The organism is Corynebacterium curieae (assembly GCF_027570035.1).
GTDB lineage: Bacteria > Actinomycetota > Actinomycetes > Mycobacteriales > Mycobacteriaceae > Corynebacterium > Corynebacterium curieae.
On sequence record NZ_JAKMUU010000001.1, the window covers coordinates 67,262 to 84,345 of the forward strand.

Sequence of the window (17,084 nt, forward strand, 5' to 3'; positions counted from 1 at the left end):
TAGCTTTTTAGTTAAGGAGTACGGGCTTTTCGTTACTGCGCGGGCTACTTTTTCAGCTGCGCAATCTGGTGCTTAGCCAAATGACCGATCTCTTCGGCGAAGTCCGAAATCCAGCTGGCACCTTTGCGGACTTGCACGCCCAGATCGTGAATGGAGCCATCCTTGACCTCGCGGTTGACCAACTTCGATACAGCGCCGCCGAAGTCCTGCAGCTGCTCAGCTCGGTGGGCTACGCCCCACTTAGTCACCTCGAGCAGAGAATCTTTGACGAAGGAGCCATCGAGCTTGGACTCGCCGTATTCGCGCTCGGTAAAGGTAATGGGAACCTCGCGGACGTCGAAGCCAGCCTTAACCGCGCGGAAAGCCAAGTCCACCTGGAAGATGTAGCCCGCCTTGGACAACTCATCGAAATCGATGGATTCCAAAAGCTCGCGGCGGAAGGCACGGTAACCGGCGGTCATATCGGATAGCCCAGCGCCCAGCGCTACGGAGATGTAGATATTGCCCAAGCGGGAAAGGTACTCGCGGGAGGCCGGCCAGTTGACGGTCTCGCCGCCAGGGATGTAACGGGAGCCGATAACCAGGTCCGCACCCTTGTCTACCTCTTCCAGCAGCAGGTGCAGCTGTTCCGGTGCGTGGGAGCCATCTGCATCCATTTCACACAGCACCTGGTAGTCGCGCTCCAATCCCCACTCAAAGCCGGCGATATAGGCGCCCAACAGGCCGCCCTTGCCCTCGCGGTGAAGAACGTGGATGTGGTCGTCTTGCGCTGCAAATTCATCGGCCTTGTCACCGGTGCCGTCGGGAGAGTTATCGTCCACGATGAGGATTTGGACCTCTGGGACGGCCTCCCTAACGCGTCCGGTAATGAGGGGAAGATTCTCTATCTCGTTATAGGTCGGGATGATGACCAAGGTCGAGGATTCAAGCGTGCTCACAGTGTTTATGCTCCTACGTATGTCTCTGTGCCGGAGCGGCGCGGGGTGCGTCGCAGGCGGTTTGTGCGCAAAGCTACCAGTGCGCAGACTGTACCAATAATAACCATCAGCCATTGCAGGGGCGAACCAAACCTGACCGAAAAGGTCTCGCCGTTGCGCAATGGTAGCTGCTCTACTAGTGCGGCCGGAGTGAAAATTTCCGAAGACTGGCTAACGTGGCCATCAGGGTGAACGATGGCGGATACTCCAGAGGTTGCCGCCACTACTACGGCGCGGTCGGTCTCCATCGCACGCAGCCGGCTCATCGCCAATTGCTGATAGGTCATATCGGAGTGGCCAAAAGTCGCGTTGTTGGTAGGCGTCGTCAGCAGTTGCGCCCCATTTTTCACCGAGTCCCTAAAGGCATTATCGAAGGAAACTTCGTAGCAAGTAGCCACGCCCACCGGCACGCCCGCCATGGATACCACGCCTGGACCATCACCGGGTTTGAAGTTGCCAGCTAGGTTCACATAGTCGGAAAATTTGGCAAAGAAATCCCGCATGGGCATGGTCTCACCGAATGGTTGCAGGTACTTTTTATAGTGGTGGTCTCCTACTGTGTGGCCAGGGGCAAAGACCTGCATGGTGTTGCGGGCGCCCACCTCATCCCGCGTGGCGGTGCCAACCAAAACAGGTGCGTCTATCGCATCGACGGCGCCGCTGATCGCCGCGGCTGCCGTGCCGTCACGGAATGGGTTGATATCAGAGGAGTTTTCGGGCCAGATGACTAGGTCAATGTCCTTTTCGCGTGCGGCCAGCTTCTTTGTTTCGGCCACGTGGTTGTTGAGGACCGCCTGGCGTTGCCCGGCAAAGTCTAGGCCCATGCGAGGTACGTTGCCTTGGATGGCGGCAACCTTTGCTTTCCCGACAGTGGAATCGTCTCGGTTGATTCCCAGACCTGCCACCGTTGCGCTTGCAAGGGGAAGGATAGCTGCTAAGAGTGCGGCGCTCTTGGCCTTCCATCCGCGTTGAATCAGCAGCGCAGCGAGACCGCAGCCGCACAGGACCGTGGCTGCGGTAATGAGCGAGGTTCCACCCCACGGAGCCAGGTTGGCTAGCGGTCCGTCGATTTGTCCCCAAGCCAATTTCACCCAAGAGAAACCGCCGAAAGGTACCGAAGAACGCAGCACCTCCACCGCGAGGTAGAAGAACGGGAAGGCAATAAAACCGTATTTCCACCGCGCTACTGCCGCGCCGCCAAGGCCCAGCACAATGGCGTATACCGAAAGCCATATAGCCAAAGCGATGTATGGACCGCTGCCCACCAGCTCGCCGATCCAGGGCAGTGTGAGCAGATACAGCACGAGCGAATGTGTTACTGCAAGAAGCGCGCCCACACGGGCGGAAACGTGCCTAGTTCCCCACGGCAGCATGCTCGCGTACAGCAAGCCCACGCCCACAATGGCAGCCCACCACCAGCTACGGGGCTCTATGGCGGCATACGTGAGCAGACCAGAAAGGCCCGCCACAGCGAGGCGGGCAAGAGTCACCATCACTAGCTCTTTCCGCCTTTGGAGTCGCCACCGGAGGGTCTGAAGTCATCTGGATCCAGGTTCTCGCTCCAACGGCGGATCTCTTCCTCATCCAACACTTCATGCGGGCCAGCATCCTGCGTGCTGGGGTGCCCACTTTGTGTTGCTTGTCCACGACCAAAGGAGCCAAAGTCGCCATAAGAATCGTGCTGCTGCGCCATTGGGGTGGCCTCGTAGATCTTAACGCCCATGTTTTCGATCTTGCGGTACAAGGAGGCCGCCATCATCGTGCGGAAGACAGCGCGGGTCGGCGAGAAGATCAAGAGGGCCCCGAGGATCGTCGTCAAGAAGCCCGGCAAAGAAAGCAACATGCCGCCCACCAAGGTAAGGCCCACATTGCTGGCGGTCTTGCCCACATTGCCGCCGCGTACGACGTATGTACCGTCCCCTGTGCGTTCGACCTGCTTTCCCATCAAGCGGCGCACTTCAATGCCAGCGATGGACATTCCGAAGAACATGGTGACAAAGAGTGCGATAAGCGCCCAGCCAACGCCGATCCATTTTGAGACGGCCCAAAAAGTCAGGGTCTCTGCGACCATGTAGAGAGCAAAATACATAAACGGCATGGCCTCAGTCTAACGAGGCAGACTGATAAAGTGCTGGCAACACTCATGCGCGAAGGTGCAACCGCGGCAGGTTAGACTAGTGCGCATGTTTACTCCTGCGCTTTTTGAAGACCCCCAGTACGGCACGTGCATCCGCATCCACGTTGCCGGCGGCAGCACCCACGCCCAGGATTGGGTCACTTTGGCGCAGTGCGCCAGTGCTGTTGCGGATGGGTATGTCTACATCGACCGGTTCTCCGCAATCGAGTTGCGCGGCATTAAGGATGCGGAGGCACTCAATCAGCAGCTCCAGGAATTGCAATTGCGCGCAACGGCGATGCCGGTGCTGGCTTCGCCTTTGTCGGCGGAGGCCAAGCAAACGGCCCAGAACATCGCGGCTGAGCTGGAAGCGGCGGAAGGCGGTCCCGGGATTGCCGTCATTGCCCACGATGACGTACCGACCGGCGCGGCTGCAGTCAGCCTTAGCATCGACGGGGACGGAGCCCTGCGCCTTGAGCGTTCCCCGCTTGGCGACGCCCCCTCTGCCACACTGACTCCACAGGCTGCTGCCCACCACTATGAGGAGGCGCTCCAAGGCGCCGAATCCCTAGAGCATAATGCCTCCGACCTGGCAGAACCAGGCCCTATTGGCTGGCTAGATCAGCATTTGCCTGCCGGCATCGTTGATCTGGGTGCCGGCGTGCACCGCGGCGCCATCCCTGCCGAGTTTGCGCAGCTCATCGGCCAGTTAGAGGTAGACATCACCGTCACCCCATGGGGCGGATTAGTCTTTCACAATATTGCCGAGGGCGACGCCGAAGTGGTACTGCGAGTACTCGCCCCACGCGGATTCATCTTCGATATCAACTCTCCCCTGCTGCGCGCAGAGTAAAAAGAACGCAGGATCTAGCGCGGCATGTGCCGCCATATTGGGCGCGGTACAAGCCGCATGACCCACGCGAGGCCCTGCAGAGCCCGAGGAATCCATATGGTGTGCGAACGCGGCTTACCGCGCTGTGCATCGCGGGAAATACAACCGACAACGGCCTCGGCCACATCTGCCGGACGCACAGAAAGCGGCGCCGGCTTCATTCCTTCCGTTATGCTGCCGATGACAAAGCCAGGGCGCGCGGTAATAAGGCCTACCTGGCTGCCGTGCAGCTTGTCCGCCAGCCCCTGACAAAAGGCATCAAGACCGGCCTTGGTAGATCCGTACACGTAGTTTGCCCGGCGAGCCCTCCAGCCTGCAATCGAGGAAAAGGCGACGATATGGCCGCGGTCCATTCGCTGGGAAACCAGCGTAAGCAGTGAAATCTGCGCGGCATAATCGATTGTGGCGATGTCGACCGCGTGGAAAGCATCGCGTTCCGCCCGCTGCTGATCGCCCAGGATGCCAAAGGCGACGACAGCAAGCTCAAGGGGGCCTGCTAACTCTATGGCGCGATCGACCACACCGGCGTGGGACGGAAAATCTGCGGCGTCGAAATCGAGCAGATGCACGCTGCGCGCACCTGCCGCCCTGAGCTGGCCTTCCATGCCCTCCATTCCGTGGGTGCCACGAGCGGCGAGCACAATATCTTGGCCTGGGGCTACTCTCCTAGCGATTTCTCCGCCGATATCGCTGCGGCCTCCCAGAATTAGTACGCCAGCCATTAACGGACGTCACGCGGAGCTTGGTTCAGGGACTCGTAGCCATCGTTGGTAAGGACCACGATGTCTTCCAAACGCATGCCCCACTTGCCTTCCAAGTAGATACCCGGCTCAATGGAAAAGGCCATGCCCTCTTCCAAGGCGAGATCGTTGCCTTCCATAATGAAGGGCTCCTCGTGCGTGGACAGGCCGATGCCATGTCCGGTGCGGTGGACAAAGTAGTCGCCCCATCCGGCTGCCGAGATCGCCTGGCGGGCAATGGCATCGATGTCTGCGGCGGTGCTGCCGGGGTGGGATGCTGCGCGAGCGGCAGCTTGGGCGTCGGCAAGCACGGCGTAGGCATCCTGAAAATCCTGCGGGGCCGTGGAAATATCCCCGCCCACTACGTAGGTGCGGGTGCAATCGGAGTGGTAGCTGGAAGGCAAAGTGCCTCCGATATCGACGACGACTGGCTCGCCCTCAGCCAACTCGCGATCCGAAAAGCTATGGTGCGGGTTGGCGCCATTCGGGCCCGATCCGACGATGACGAAATCGATAACAGAGTGCTCCTGCAGGATGAGCTTTTCCAGTTCGTGGGCCACCTCGGCTTCGGTGCGGCCGGCCTGCAAAAGCTGTGGAACCTGCGCGTGGACCGCGTCGATAGCCTGCCCGGCCTTGCGCAGCTCAGCAATCTCAGCCTCGTCTTTGCGGGTAAAGAGTTCGGCCAGTGCGTAAGTGGCCAGTTCATAGCTGGCGTGTGGGAGCAGATCTTGGAAACGCAGCACGTGATCTGCAGTCAGCGACTGTCCCAGCGCTACCTTGCCTAGTCCGTCGCCTGCGCCACGCAGTGCAAGCTCATAAGGATTTTCTCCGTCATTCCAGCCACGCAACTCTACATCCAGCTCACCTACCGGTGCAGCCTTGATATCGGTGATATCGGTATTAGGCGCGACGATCCATGCATTGCCCTGCTGAGGCACGACCAAGACCGTCAGGCGTTCGTGGGAAGAGACCCAGGAGCCGGTGAGGTAGGCAAAGTCTGGTCCCGTGCCAATGAGGAGCAGATCGATGCCCTTGTCTGCAGCTGCCTTTTGTGCGGCGTGCAGACGCTGGGCGTAGACATCAGCGGAAAAAGTCTGAGTATCAGTCATGCCCCAGAGTCTACTCGTCCGCGCCGCGGATATTAGGCACCAATGGCTACGACACCGCGCTGAATTGCGTCGATGGCCCGGCGGGCATTGCGTTGAATCTCGCCGTCGTGCCCCGTTTTAGCCACTTGTTGCAGCAAGTTGATAACTTGGCGGCACCAACGGACAAAATCACCCGGGGTGAGCTCGGCGCCGGCTTCATTGGCCGCAGCCATGCAGTAGCCCAAGGGTGCGCCGGCCGCCCATTGGTGTACCGCCAAGGTGAACCCGGCTTCCGGCTCTCGGGTAGGTGGCAGCCGGTGGCGCTGCTCGTCAGCGGTAAGTTCGGTGTACACGCGCCACGTGGCATTCATAGCGTCAGCCATGCGCTCGGTGGCTGCTTCCGGTTGCCCACTGGTGGCATTGCGGTTTTCGAAACAGCACAGGGAGGCAACGCCGGCAAGCTCTGCGGGATCGAGTTCATCCCAAATTCCGCGCTTGAGGCATTGTGCGACGAGCAGATCGGATTCGCTGTGAATTTTGGCAAGGCGCTCGCCTTCTTCGGTAATAACCGGCGTGCGATCGGCACCGACCCCGGTGAATTCTACGTAGTCCATTTCTGCGAGGAGGTCCACGATGCGCTCGAAGGTGCGGCCCAATGTATCCGTAGCTTTATTGACCTTGGACTGCAGCTTGTCCCGATCACGCTCGCGCCGTGCAAGCTTTTGTGCCAGGCCCGCCAGCTGTTCGCGGTCAGTAGCCGGCCAATCGTGAGCTGGATGAGCACGCAGTGCGTCGCGCAACTGACCTACCCGCTTATTTGGCCGAGCGCGGGTGTGCGACTTCATGCGCTTGGGCCGGTCGAAGTGTTCGCGGTGCAAAACATCCTGCACATATCGAGTATTGCGGCGCGGGTTCTTGCGCACCGGCTTGGGGATCTTGATGCTACCGACTTGGATCGGTGGGTTATTGATTCCGGCTGCATCGATACGTCCCGACCACCCGGACTCAGTGGTAATCCACGGGCGAGGATCCGCGGTTTGGTTAGCGGGAGTAACAACCGCGGCGAGAATTGGACGCTTCTTGCCGGGCATGGCAATAACATCGCCCAGCTGCAGGCGTCCCAGTACCGCAATCACCTCTTGGTTGCGCTGGTTGGCACTATCGATTTTTGATTGCTTTTCTTCCGCTGTGAGCTCGCGGCGCAGGCGGACATAGTCCATGAGAACCTCGGCGGGATCTTCTCCGTCCTTAGCAGGCGGAGCAAGCGACGCCACGGCATCATCGAGCTGATTGCGCAGTTCTCGCACGCGATGCTCGGCGCGTTCAATCTCGCGAGTTTCCTCCACGACGGAGCCATCGGCTTGGAACTGTGCGAAGGACTTTTCCAAAAGGCGGAGAGATTCCTCGAAACCAAGCATGCCCAGCAAATTGATCGCCATATTGTAGCCCGGTGCAAAAGTGGAAATGAGAGGATACGTACGGGTAGAAGCAAGGCCAGCTACTTGACGCGGATCCATGGCGGGGGCCCACTGCACGACTGCATTGCCCAAGGTATCGATGCCACGGCGTCCTGCGCGGCCCGTCAGCTGCGTGTACTGGCCTGGGGTGAGATCGACGTGCGCCTCACCATTGAATTTGATGAGCTTTTCTAGCACCACGGTGCGCGCCGGCATGTTGATGCCGAGTGCGAGCGTTTCAGTAGCAAAAACGGCGCGGACGAGCCCGCGTACGAATAGGTCTTCCACGATATGCCGGAAGGCGGGCAGCATGCCCGCATGGTGTGCGGCAAAGCCACGGGACAGGGCTTCGCGCCAGCGCTTAAAATCTAGAACTTGCAGATCTTCTTCAGGGATACCTTCCACACCCGCATCGACGATGTCCTTGATCTGGCGCGCCTCCTCTTGGGAGGTAAGCACCATGCGGCTGCGCAGGCACTGATAGAGAGCGCCATCGCAGCCTGCACGGGAGAAGATGAAGGTGATCGCCGGAAGCATGTCCTGCGATTGCAATACCTTCAATACCTCTGGGCGGCCCAAGGGGCGATAGCGATCCTGCTGCCGGGCGGCGCCGGAGCGTCCCCTTCCTTTACCGTGGAATTCGCTGCGTCCGCCACCCTTGTGACGCGCACGCGCGCGAAAGCCCTTGCCAGACTTATAGTCCGCGCGACCATCGTCGGTATCGCCGGCCTCAAGGCGCTGGATCCTACGCTCTAGCTCGGCGTTGACCTGGCCGCCAGATTCTGGCTCGAAGAGCGGATAAATCTTGCGCCCCAGCATCATCCACTGGTCGAGGGGAACTGGGCGGTGTTCGGAGACGATGACGGTGGTATCGCCGCGCACGGTAGAAAGCCAATCGCCGAATTCTTCCGAATTGGACACTGTGGCAGATAGGCCGATGATGGAGACATGATCCGCGAGGTTGAGGATGACCTCTTCCCACACTGCGCCGCGGGAGGCATCAGCCAAAAAGTGGATCTCATCCATGACTACGTGGGTCAAGCGATCGAGGGCCGCGGATTCTGCGTAAATCATATTGCGCAGCACCTCTGTGGTCATGACGACGATCTCTGCATCAGGGTTGATCGATACGTCACCGGTGAGCAGGCCTACGGCTTCTTCGCCATGCTCTTCCACCAAGTCGTGGTACTTCTGGTTACTCAAGGCTTTAATCGGCGTCGTATAAAAGCACTTGGTTCCCCGGCTCAGCGCCAAAGAGACAGCAAATTCGCCCACGATCGTTTTGCCGGCGCCGGTCGGCGCGCAAACCAGTACGCCATGACCGTCCTCCACGGCTTGGCAGCCCTTTACCTGGAACTCATCCAAAGGGTATGGCAGGGCTGCGGTAAAGGAATCCAGATGAGTTTCAGTCATGACTCCCCAGGCTACCCGTGCCTAGAGGACATCGTCGAAAAAGCCGCCGCTGGTCGACGAAGTCCCACTGGCACCGGTGCTCCATGTCTGCTGCGGCTGCTGCTGTGCCTGTTGTACTGGCTGTGAAACGGGTTGAGAGGGCCCCGGTGAAGGGTTTACTCTGCTCGGCGCCTCGACAGGGGTTGGCCCGCCTATGGCTCCTGGTCCAGCGCCAAGCGGCGAAGCAGTCTCATCATCGAGATCCATCCACTCGGGGCGTTCGCGCTGCATGCGCTTATCGTGGAGGCGGCAGAACTGGAATGCGATCTCGATGAGCAAGATGAGTGAACCAGCCAGTACCACCATCGAGAAAGGATCCTGGCCTGGGGTGACAAAGGCGGCAAAAATCATCACGACGACAATGATGATACGACGCTTGTCTTTGACGTGTTCATATTCGAGCACGCCAATAAGGTTCAGGGACACGATAAGCAGTGGGATTTCAAAGCTGATGCCAAAGATAAGCAGCAGGGCCAAGAGGAAGTAGAAGTAGCGCTCACCGGTCAGGGCCGCTGTTTGATACTCGGCGCCGATGCCCATGAGGAATTCCAAACCCACGGACAAGATGAAATAGGCCAGCACGGCACCGGCAACGAATAGGCCCACCGCGGCGCTGACAAAGCTCAACGTGTAGCGGCGCTCGTTCTTATGGAGACCAGGCACAACGAAGGCCCAGACCTGGTACAGCCACACCGGCGAGGACAATACGGTGCCGGCCAAAGCTCCTACTTTCAGGCGCAATAGGAGCATTTCAAACGGGCTGGTGGCCAATAGACGGCACTCGCCGTCCGCGCTAAAGGAGGCGCGCTTATCTGGGGGCAGCGCACAATACGGCTCTCGTAGAATTTCACCTAACGGAGACAGCCCGAATGGTGCTCGTTGGTACCAAATGAACCCAATGATGGCCCCGACAACAACCGCTAACACGGAAATAATGATGCGACGGCGCAGCTCCTGCAGGTGCTCCACCAAGGTCATCTCCCCGGTAGGGTTCTTCTGCTTGCGCGAAAAGCGCAGCTTTCCCTTCACGCTCTTGCTTGCCTTCTGGGGAGATAGAGGCTGTGACTGTGACGACATCAGTGTGGCTCTTTCAACGCAAAGAAGCGAACACTTCCCTACTGCACGGATTGCGGGTGCATATCCGCGCGCTGCAGAGGTGTTCGCGCGACGACAGGTTAGGGGCGTTTACTGCTGAGTATTGGTGTTGTTCTGCTGGCCCGGCTGCATGTCTGGGCGGTTCCAGAATTCCTCATCGGACTGCTGCTTCTGGTTCAGCTGCGCCTGAGACTGAGAACGCTGGGCTTCCTCGGAATGCATCTCATTGACCTCAGACTTGAAGATGCGCGCGGAACGGCCAATAGAGCGTGCCAATTCCGGCAACTTCTTTGCACCGAATAACAAGACGATGACAAGAACGATTAGGCCAATTTCCATAGGTCCTATACTCATGGAGAAACCTCTTTCAACTAGTGCACCAGCATGCCGGAAAGCATCACCGCCAACTTATCTGCCGGCGGGCGGGCGCAGTAAACGGGCAAGTAACTGGCTACTGAGTATAGCCGCTCAAGGCGGTGTTTCCTCGCTCCGCAATGAGGTTTACCACGGATTGAGGAGCCACTACCCGCAACCTATCAGCTTGACCAAGGGCAAAGCGAATAAGCCAATCCACTGATCCCATTGGCATCGTTGCAGCTACTTCCCCATTTCCTAAGTCTTCACCCAGGCGCATATCGTAATACTCAGCCAGCCACGTGAATTCTTGGTTAATTGCTAGTTGCACGGTGTCCCCATCGCCCAAATTAAAGGGTGAAGAGGCATCAAAGTCGAGGTCTTTCAGGTGCGGCTGGGATTTTTCCTCCACGATACGAGCCTTACTAATGCGGTCGATGCGGAAGGTGCGATGCGCTTGCTTTGCTTCCTCCCAAGCGGCCACGTAGGGCTCGGAATCGACGATGAAAATGCGGGCTGGGTCCACCACCCTCTCGGATTCAGCATTTGAGGATGCGCTCCAGTAACGCAGCCTTACCCGCTTTCTTTCGTTGACTGCTTGGGTCAAAAGCGCCTGGATATCCGTCTCTTGAGGGGCGGGAGTAGACAGCGACTCATAGATGGCGGCTGTCTTTTCATCCATGATGCCGCGCAGCTTAGTGGCGGCGGATTCGACCGCGCGGGCGTCGATTAGCCCTGGCATCGCCTGCAAGGACTCCAGGGTAAGGAGCAAAGCACCGGCTTCCGTCGGGGTAAGGCGCAGAGCCTGGCTCAAGCCTTGATCATTGTGAATGGTTACCCCATCGCGATAACTGAAGGTGAGATCAATGAGATCCTCGGTATTGCGCCCAGTACCGGAACAAAAGAGCCGATCGAGGGCTTCTTTCAATTCGCCAGGATCCATACCCAAATCTTTGGCCGCTTCCATGGGCGTCTTGTCGGGGTGATTTTTGAAGTATGGAATCAGGTTTAAAGAGCGCACTAGCGCCTGGAGCTTTAGTGATCCGTCAGCCATGACTAGCCTTCCTCCTGCGATTATGACGCCTTGCGTAAAAGGGAGATGACCTCTTGGCGGACCCCGGCTGGTTCGAGCACCTGTACCGCTGGTGCATAGCCGGCCGCGGTCCGCACGAGCCAATCCTTATCCACCTTGTGCAGCAACACAGTGCCATCGGGTTGTTGCTCGCCGGCATCTAAAAGCTCTCGTGCCTGCCCGTCAGGGATAACGAGGCGCGCATCGACTTTTTCCCCTCGCTGCAGTGCACGCTCTACTAACACCTGCAGGTCTTCAGTTGGAGCGGGGTGCTCCGCGGGATCGTGCGAGCGCTTGATGTCAGAGACGCGGAGGGCGCGAAAGACGCGCGGTTCGTTGCGGTCCACATCGAATCCCACGAGGTAGATGCGACTGTCCCGGTTGACCACTCCCCAAGGGTCCATGACACGGCGTACCGGCTCAGTAGCCGGATTAGCACGGTAGGAAAACGTAATGCGGAGCTGATTGCGCACCGCAGCGAGCACCGCGGTGATGATTTCTGGGGCAAGTCGAGTGATGTCATTGACCGCCGTGTATACCGGTGCGCCTGCGAGGTTGCGTGAGGCGCCGCTGGCAGCAATCTTCGTCCATCCCGACAGGGAAAAATCGCTTAAGCCGCCGGTGGTACCCACGCCTCCTGCAATCCCTAGAACCATGGCCTCCTCAGGGGAAAACTCCACCGGAGGAAGCTGGTAGCTGCTCGAGTCAAGGCGATAACGCGCACCGTCTTCGCTACCGGAATGCACAATGGGCACCCCGGCGCGCTGGAGGGTTGCGATGTCTCGTGCAAGCGATTTGGCAAAGGCTTCATCTGACTTATCGCCGTATCCTGCTACATGACGGCGAATCCAGGAGGCAGTGCGGTCCGGGCTACCGCCGGAGTTGGCGGCGCCCTGTAGCGCGAAAGAGAGGTTGGTGAGTCTTTCTACCGCCTCATCATGCCGTTTCGGCGCGGGGTTGTGTGCTGCCACGTGTTGTGTTGTCTCCCTGGTGCGGCTCGTGTGCTTCTAGCTGTGGTGTAGACGCATATAGTCTAGCAACGCCTCGACCCGATCATCGTCGGCCACGAAGGGGTCTAGGAGCTCTTCGGTGCGCGGCTCTGGGCGGTTGACCTTGAGGCGCGTCCAGTCAACGGTGACGTTGGCCCCGAGGCTACGGGCAGCGGCAAGAAACTGGCCGCGCAGCGCAGCACGGGTGGTGGCAGGCGCTGTGTCCATAGCTCGTTCGATCTCGGAGTCCGTGATCCAACGTTCGATAAGGCCCTTGCGTAGCAAGACATGGTAGAGCCCGCGGCTCGGCCGGATATCGTGATAGGTCATATCAATCTGGGCGAGCTTGGGGTGTCCCCAGTGACCACCCAGCCGTTCGCGGTAGCGCTCGAGCAGTCCCAATTTAATGACCCAGTCGATTTCTCGGTCCACGCCGGAGAAGTCTTGAGTCTCAATGGCGTGCAGCGTGCGCTGCCAGAGATCCACCACGCGCCGCATTTCTGCCGTGGGAGTTCCGGCGTCTTCGCGTTCTTCCAACCATTGGGTTGCGCGCTGGCACAGTTGCTGTTGGACCTCGAGCGCGGTGACGGATCCCCCTCCTGCGAGTGGTAGTTCGGTCAAACCCGTCATATCGCGCGCGATGGCGCGAATATGGTGAATGGGTTTTTCGATGTCGAACTCCGGCAACTCAAATCCTGCCTCCAGCATTTCCAAGATGAGCAGAGTGGAGCCCACTTTGAGCGCCATGGTGGGCTCGGCCATAGTGGAGTCACCCACGATGACGTGCATGCGGCGGAAGCGTTTGGAATCGCCGTGCGGTTCATCGCGGGTATTGATGATGGGACGCGAGCGGGTGGTGGCAGAAGACACGCCTTCCCAGACCTGGTCTGCCCGCTGCGAGAGCAGGAATTGGGCGGGCTTATCGCCCTTAGCGGGCTGGATCATGCCGGTGCCGCAAATGAGCTGGCGGGTAATAAGGAACGGAAGGAGCGCCAGCCCCACATCCTTGAGCACCATGTGGCGGCTGATGAGGTAGTTTTCGTGGCAGCCAAAGGAATTTCCGGCTGAATCCACGTTGTTTTTAAACAGGTACACCGTGCGCGGGTGCCCCTCGGCGGCAAAGGCCTGTTCAGCTTGTTCGCCCAGCCGGTTGACTATCGCATCGCCGGCGCATTCATAGGCCAGAAGCTGGCTCAAGCTATCGCACTCGGCGGTGGCTACCTCAGGGTGGGAGCCGACGTCGAGGTACAGGCGGCTCGCGTTGGTAGAAAAAATATTGGACGAGGAATGCTCTTGGACGATGGGCCGGAAAAGCACGCGCGCCACTTCATCGGGGCTCAGGGCGCGTTCTCCTGGGCCCGCGCTGGTGGTTAAGCCATATTCCGTCTCGATGCCCATGATGCGACGGGCGAAGACAGGATGCTGGTCACTCACCCTTACTGCCCGCCTTTTTGGACATAAGAGCGCACGAATTCCTCGGCGTTGTTTTCTAGCAGCCCATCGATCTCATCGAGCAATTCATCGGTGCTGGTGGTATTGATGCTAAGCTGCGTGGTGGTAAACTCTTCCTCTCCGGCGGAGTCATCGCCGCCGTGTCCGCCGGTGACCTGGGACTGGTCAGTAGACATAGGGTGTGTGTCCTTTCCTTCGCTTCTGCCTTAATAGTTGGTTATTAATTACGGTACTCGGGGTGGATACCGCTGTCAGTTAGTCCCTGCAGGAGATCCTCCACGGTGCGTGCGGCTTCGATGATCTCCCCACATTCGGCCCGGGTAAGACCGGTGGTCTCATCCATCGGAACGGTGGCCCAGGGCGCTGCAGATCCCTCACCTACCCGAACGGTGAGGCTTTGCCAGCTCGCGGCAATAATGTCCTCGCCGAATTTCTGCGTTACTCGTCCGCGGAAATACGCGCGGGTATCCTCCGGAGGAGTGCTGGCAGCGCGTTCTATATCTGCGGTGCTAAAGAGCTGGCGCATCTGCCCTTTGCGCACCAGTGCGTGGTGAAGGGATTTGGCAGGATCAATCTCTGCGTATTGCAGGTCAATCAGGCGCAGCTTTGGGTCGGCCGGGTCGATACCGCGGTCGAGGTAGCCCTTAATCAGGCGATACCTCGCCACCCAATCCAAAAGGTGCGCGGCCTGCATCGGATCTTCCGCCAAGAGTGCAACTACCTCGTCCCAGGCCGCGAGCACCTTGTGATCGGCTTCTGTGCGTGGGGTTACGCGGGCGCGGTATTCGGCGAGAAGCTCTAGGGCGGTGAGCTGGCGGGCGTTGGCAAGCTGGAGCCGATGCTGAAGGCTCAGGTCGCGGCTCACGCGTGGGACTTCCGCCACTGCATCCTTCAAGTGGAGATCGCTAAAGTCCACGCCCTCCTCAATCGCATCGAGAACCAACGAGGTCATGCCCAGTTTGAGCAGCGTGGAGGTCTGCGACATATTCGCATCTCCGATGATGACGTGGAGGCGGCCAAAGTCCGCGTGCACCGCATGCGGCTCGTCGCGGGTATTGATGATTCCTCTGTTGAGGGTGGTTTCCAGCGAGATTTCTTGCTCTATATAGTCCGCACGTTGGGAGATCTGGAAGCCTGGCTCCTCGCCGAATTCCCCGAGCCCCATGCGTCCGGCACCGATAACTACCTGGCGGGCTACGAAGAAGGGGATGAGGGCCTGCGCCATAGTGTCAAAATCCGTGGCACGGGAATACTGATAGTTCTCGTGCGAGCCATAAGACGCGCCTTTGCCGTCCACGTTGTTTTTATAGAAGCGCAATGCAGGGCACGGATCGTGGTTAGCAAGGACCGACTGTCCTTGCTCAGTAAGCCCAGCTACGGCCGCGGCAGATTGCAGGAGCGTGGCGTCACCTGCGGCGTCGTAAAGCGTAGCTTCCCAGGCATTGGTGCATTCCGGTGCGGAATATTCTGGGTGGGCGTGGTCCACATAGAAGCGCGCGCCATTAGCCGTGACCACATTGGCCACCCCGATGGCGTTGGGGTCAACCACGGGCACGGTGTGATAGCGCTTGAGATCAAAGCCGCGGGAATCACGCAGCGGGTGTTCTTCGGCAAAGTCCCAGCGCGAGCGCGCCCCAGTGTGCAGCGCGGCATACGCTACCACCGCGTGCGTGGAAGAAATGATGGGCGAATACTCCGGCAGCTCCGGGGTGGCGATTCCGTACTCGGTCTCGGTACCTACAACGCGTCTCATGCGCTCCTCCTAGCAGTCAGCAGCTCCACCCGCTCAACGCGGGCACCTGCATGGTCTTGGGAGATGATCTTGGTCCACTCCTCCGGGTTGGTAGAGGTGGGCACGTACTCGGATTCGGCGCGCTCGGCCGCGATGGCCTGGAGCAAATGCTGCTTGGCGATGCCCCCGTGGCGCCCGCCTATCCCCTGCTCACTGTTCGCACGCTGCTGCAGTTCGTCCTTAATAGCTAGCTTCTTGGCGCGGGAGAGGATATTGGCAATCATCGCGCCGGAGACAAAGTCCCGGTAGTGTAAAATTTCGCGCTCCCCGCTGGAAAAGTGCAGCTGCACAAAGGGGCGATCGGCATAAAGCTCGTCCACCGCGGCGCCGATGAGCTCCTCTAGCCTGCCCTGGTGCGGCACGGATTCTGCAAAATGGCGGGCAAAGATTTCGCGGGCGCCCTGTTTATTTGGCCGGTTGACCCGGATCTTGATATCCAGCCGGCCGGGGCGCATGATGGCGGGATCGATGAGCTCCTCGCGGTTGGTAGCGCCAATAACGATCACATTGGATAGGCTTTCTACTCCGTCGAGCTCCGTAAGCAGCTGCGGCACCACCGTGGTTTCCATATCCGAGGACACGCCTGAGCCGCGGGTGCGGAAGATGGATTCCATCTCATCAAAAAAGATGACCACCGGCCGGTCAGAACTCAGCTGGGCTAGTTCCCGGGCGCGCTCAAAGATAAGGCGGATGCGGCGTTCCGTCTCGCCTACATACTTATTGAGCAACTCTGGTCCCTTGACATTGAGGAAGTAACTCGGCCCATCACTGCCCAGTTGCTGCGCCAAGGAATGGGCCACGGCCTTGGCGATGAGCGTCTTACCGCACCCGGGCGGGCCATAAAGGAGGACGCCCTTAGGCGGCTGTAGCTCGTAGTGGTGATAGAGGTCCGGATGGATAAACGGCAGTTCCACGGAATCGCGGATCTGGGAAATCTGCTCGTCTAGTCCGCCGATGTCCTCGTAGCGCACATCGGGGACCTCCTCAAGGGAGAGCTGGGAGACCTCCGTCTTTTCCACCTTTTCCAGCGCGATGGCAGCTTTGGGATCAACGAGCACGATTTCACCTGCTGGCACGCGGGTTTCCTCGCGCAGTGCCTGCGATAGCAGCACCACCTTTTCCTCGCCGGAGGAATTTGCCACGATGAGGCGGTGATCTCCTAAGCGCTCGACCACGGTGGCGAGCTCACCCGTGCGCTCGGGCGCGCACCCTTCTACCACTACGAAGCCATCGCTCAAGCGAACCTGCTGGCCGGCCACTAGGCTGCCTGGTTCCACATTGGGCGAAACCTTTAGCTGCATCACGCGGCCGTTGGTGTAGACCTCTGCGGTGGTTCCCACCTCGCTGTGGGTAGGCGAATAGCCTAAGAAAACGCCGTAGGTCGATGCCGGCTCAGCCAGCGCGTTAAGCTCCGCAAAAAGCTGTTCGAGCTTCCCACGCGATTCCTTTAATAAGCCCGCCAACTTCTGATTGCGGGCAGCAAGCTGGCTGATCTGCCGCTTATAGTCCGTGGCTTCATCCATGCCCACTACTCTAACGCGGCCCAGTCGGCGAAAGAGGGCAGTTGCGCTTTAAATTCTGGGCGCTGAGACGAGCCTATTTCCAGCT

General features: G+C 59.2%; 15 protein-coding genes. 1 reads left to right on the forward strand and 14 read right to left on the reverse strand.

The features are described 5' to 3' along the window. Window positions 1–44: 44 nt before the first annotated feature. Genes L8V01_RS00325 through L8V01_RS00335 form a run of 3 tightly spaced genes read right to left on the reverse strand, consistent with a single transcriptional unit; the run spans window position 45 to window position 3,075 of the window. Entirely contained in the window at window positions 45–938 is an 894-nt protein-coding gene (locus L8V01_RS00325; protein ID WP_269945201.1) for a polyprenol monophosphomannose synthase, read from the reverse strand. 5 nt (window positions 939–943) lie between these two features. Further along, window positions 944–2,470 (reverse strand): apolipoprotein N-acyltransferase, encoded by a 1,527-nt coding sequence (gene lnt / locus L8V01_RS00330; RefSeq protein WP_274707243.1) that lies wholly within the window; start codon window positions 2,468–2,470, stop codon window positions 944–946. A gap of 2 nt (window positions 2,471–2,472) precedes the next feature. Continuing rightward, window positions 2,473–3,075, reverse strand: a complete 603-nt coding sequence (locus L8V01_RS00335; RefSeq protein WP_269945203.1) for an FxsA family protein — start codon at window positions 3,073–3,075, stop codon at window positions 2,473–2,475. Window positions 3,076–3,160: 85 nt separating this feature from the next. Here L8V01_RS00335 and L8V01_RS00340 point away from each other — a divergent pair, with 85 nt between their 5' ends. Next, window positions 3,161–3,946, forward strand: coding sequence for a precorrin-3B synthase (locus L8V01_RS00340; protein ID WP_269945204.1), 786 nt, complete (start codon window positions 3,161–3,163; stop codon window positions 3,944–3,946). A 14-nt stretch (window positions 3,947–3,960) separates the two neighbouring features. On the opposite strand, the gene L8V01_RS00345 is transcribed toward L8V01_RS00340, so the two are convergent. The 11 genes from L8V01_RS00345 to arc all read right to left on the reverse strand — a co-directional run bounded on the left by L8V01_RS00345 (window position 3,961) and on the right by arc (window position 16,999). Continuing rightward, a complete protein-coding gene (locus L8V01_RS00345; RefSeq protein WP_269945205.1) occupies window positions 3,961–4,707 on the reverse strand; it encodes an SDR family oxidoreductase in 747 nt (248 codons plus the stop codon). Continuing rightward, window positions 4,707–5,834: a M24 family metallopeptidase gene (locus L8V01_RS00350; protein WP_269945206.1), complete on the reverse strand. Its 1,128-nt coding sequence runs from the start codon at window positions 5,832–5,834 to the stop codon at window positions 4,707–4,709. The genes L8V01_RS00345 and L8V01_RS00350 overlap by 1 nt, the downstream gene beginning before the upstream one ends. 32 nt (window positions 5,835–5,866) lie before the next feature. Then, complete coding sequence (locus tag L8V01_RS00355) at window positions 5,867–8,683, reverse strand: DEAD/DEAH box helicase (protein ID WP_269945207.1); 2,817 nt, start codon at window positions 8,681–8,683, stop codon at window positions 5,867–5,869. Between the two features lie 21 nt (window positions 8,684–8,704). Then, a complete protein-coding gene (gene tatC, locus L8V01_RS00360) occupies window positions 8,705–9,799 on the reverse strand; it encodes a twin-arginine translocase subunit TatC (RefSeq protein WP_394371646.1) in 1,095 nt (364 codons plus the stop codon). Between the two features lie 108 nt (window positions 9,800–9,907). Continuing rightward, window positions 9,908–10,171, reverse strand: coding sequence for a Sec-independent protein translocase subunit TatA (gene tatA, locus L8V01_RS00365; protein ID WP_269945208.1), 264 nt, complete (start codon window positions 10,169–10,171; stop codon window positions 9,908–9,910). Between the two features lie 97 nt (window positions 10,172–10,268). Continuing rightward, complete coding sequence (locus L8V01_RS00370) at window positions 10,269–11,225, reverse strand: helix-turn-helix transcriptional regulator (RefSeq protein ID WP_269945209.1); 957 nt, start codon at window positions 11,223–11,225, stop codon at window positions 10,269–10,271. Window positions 11,226–11,245: 20 nt separating this feature from the next. Beyond that, window positions 11,246–12,214, reverse strand: a complete 969-nt coding sequence (locus L8V01_RS00375) for a helix-turn-helix transcriptional regulator (protein WP_269945210.1) — start codon at window positions 12,212–12,214, stop codon at window positions 11,246–11,248. A gap of 36 nt (window positions 12,215–12,250) precedes the next feature. Then, window positions 12,251–13,630 (reverse strand): Pup--protein ligase, encoded by a 1,380-nt coding sequence (gene pafA, locus L8V01_RS00380; RefSeq protein ID WP_269945875.1) that lies wholly within the window; start codon window positions 13,628–13,630, stop codon window positions 12,251–12,253. Between the two features lie 38 nt (window positions 13,631–13,668). After that, window positions 13,669–13,860: a ubiquitin-like protein Pup gene (locus tag L8V01_RS00385; protein WP_269945211.1), complete on the reverse strand. Its 192-nt coding sequence runs from the start codon at window positions 13,858–13,860 to the stop codon at window positions 13,669–13,671. 44 nt (window positions 13,861–13,904) lie between these two features. Beyond that, window positions 13,905–15,437 carry a depupylase/deamidase Dop gene (gene dop, locus L8V01_RS00390; protein WP_269945212.1) on the reverse strand — a complete coding sequence of 511 codons (1,533 nt, stop codon included), beginning with the start codon at window positions 15,435–15,437 and terminating at the stop codon, window positions 13,905–13,907. Beyond that, window positions 15,434–16,999: a proteasome ATPase gene (arc, locus tag L8V01_RS00395; RefSeq protein WP_269945213.1), complete on the reverse strand. Its 1,566-nt coding sequence runs from the start codon at window positions 16,997–16,999 to the stop codon at window positions 15,434–15,436. Before arc ends, dop begins: the two co-directional genes overlap by 4 nt. Window positions 17,000–17,084 lie beyond the last annotated feature (85 nt).

Bases quoted from the DNA above. Each gene is read 5' to 3' on its own strand.
- L8V01_RS00350 (WP_269945206.1), bottom strand. From the start codon at position 5,834: ATGACTGATACTCAGACTTTTTCCGCTGATGTCTACGCCCAGCGTCTG.
- arc (WP_269945213.1), bottom strand. From the start codon at position 16,999: ATGGATGAAGCCACGGACTATAAGCGGCAGATCAGCCAGCTTGCTGCC.
- dop (WP_269945212.1), bottom strand. From the start codon at position 15,437: ATGAGACGCGTTGTAGGTACCGAGACCGAGTACGGAATCGCCACCCCG.
- L8V01_RS00335 (WP_269945203.1), bottom strand. From the start codon at position 3,075: ATGCCGTTTATGTATTTTGCTCTCTACATGGTCGCAGAGACCCTGACT.
- tatC (WP_394371646.1), bottom strand. From the start codon at position 9,799: ATGTCGTCACAGTCACAGCCTCTATCTCCCCAGAAGGCAAGCAAGAGC.
- L8V01_RS00355 (WP_269945207.1), bottom strand. From the start codon at position 8,683: ATGACTGAAACTCATCTGGATTCCTTTACCGCAGCCCTGCCATACCCT.
- L8V01_RS00385 (WP_269945211.1), bottom strand. From the start codon at position 13,860: ATGTCTACTGACCAGTCCCAGGTCACCGGCGGACACGGCGGCGATGAC.
- L8V01_RS00340 (WP_269945204.1), top strand. From the start codon at position 3,161: ATGTTTACTCCTGCGCTTTTTGAAGACCCCCAGTACGGCACGTGCATC.
- L8V01_RS00345 (WP_269945205.1), bottom strand. From the start codon at position 4,707: ATGGCTGGCGTACTAATTCTGGGAGGCCGCAGCGATATCGGCGGAGAA.
- lnt (WP_274707243.1), bottom strand. From the start codon at position 2,470: ATGGTGACTCTTGCCCGCCTCGCTGTGGCGGGCCTTTCTGGTCTGCTC.
- tatA (WP_269945208.1), bottom strand. From the start codon at position 10,171: ATGAGTATAGGACCTATGGAAATTGGCCTAATCGTTCTTGTCATCGTC.
- pafA (WP_269945875.1), bottom strand. From the start codon at position 13,630: ATGGGCATCGAGACGGAATATGGCTTAACCACCAGCGCGGGCCCAGGA.
- L8V01_RS00370 (WP_269945209.1), bottom strand. From the start codon at position 11,225: ATGGCTGACGGATCACTAAAGCTCCAGGCGCTAGTGCGCTCTTTAAAC.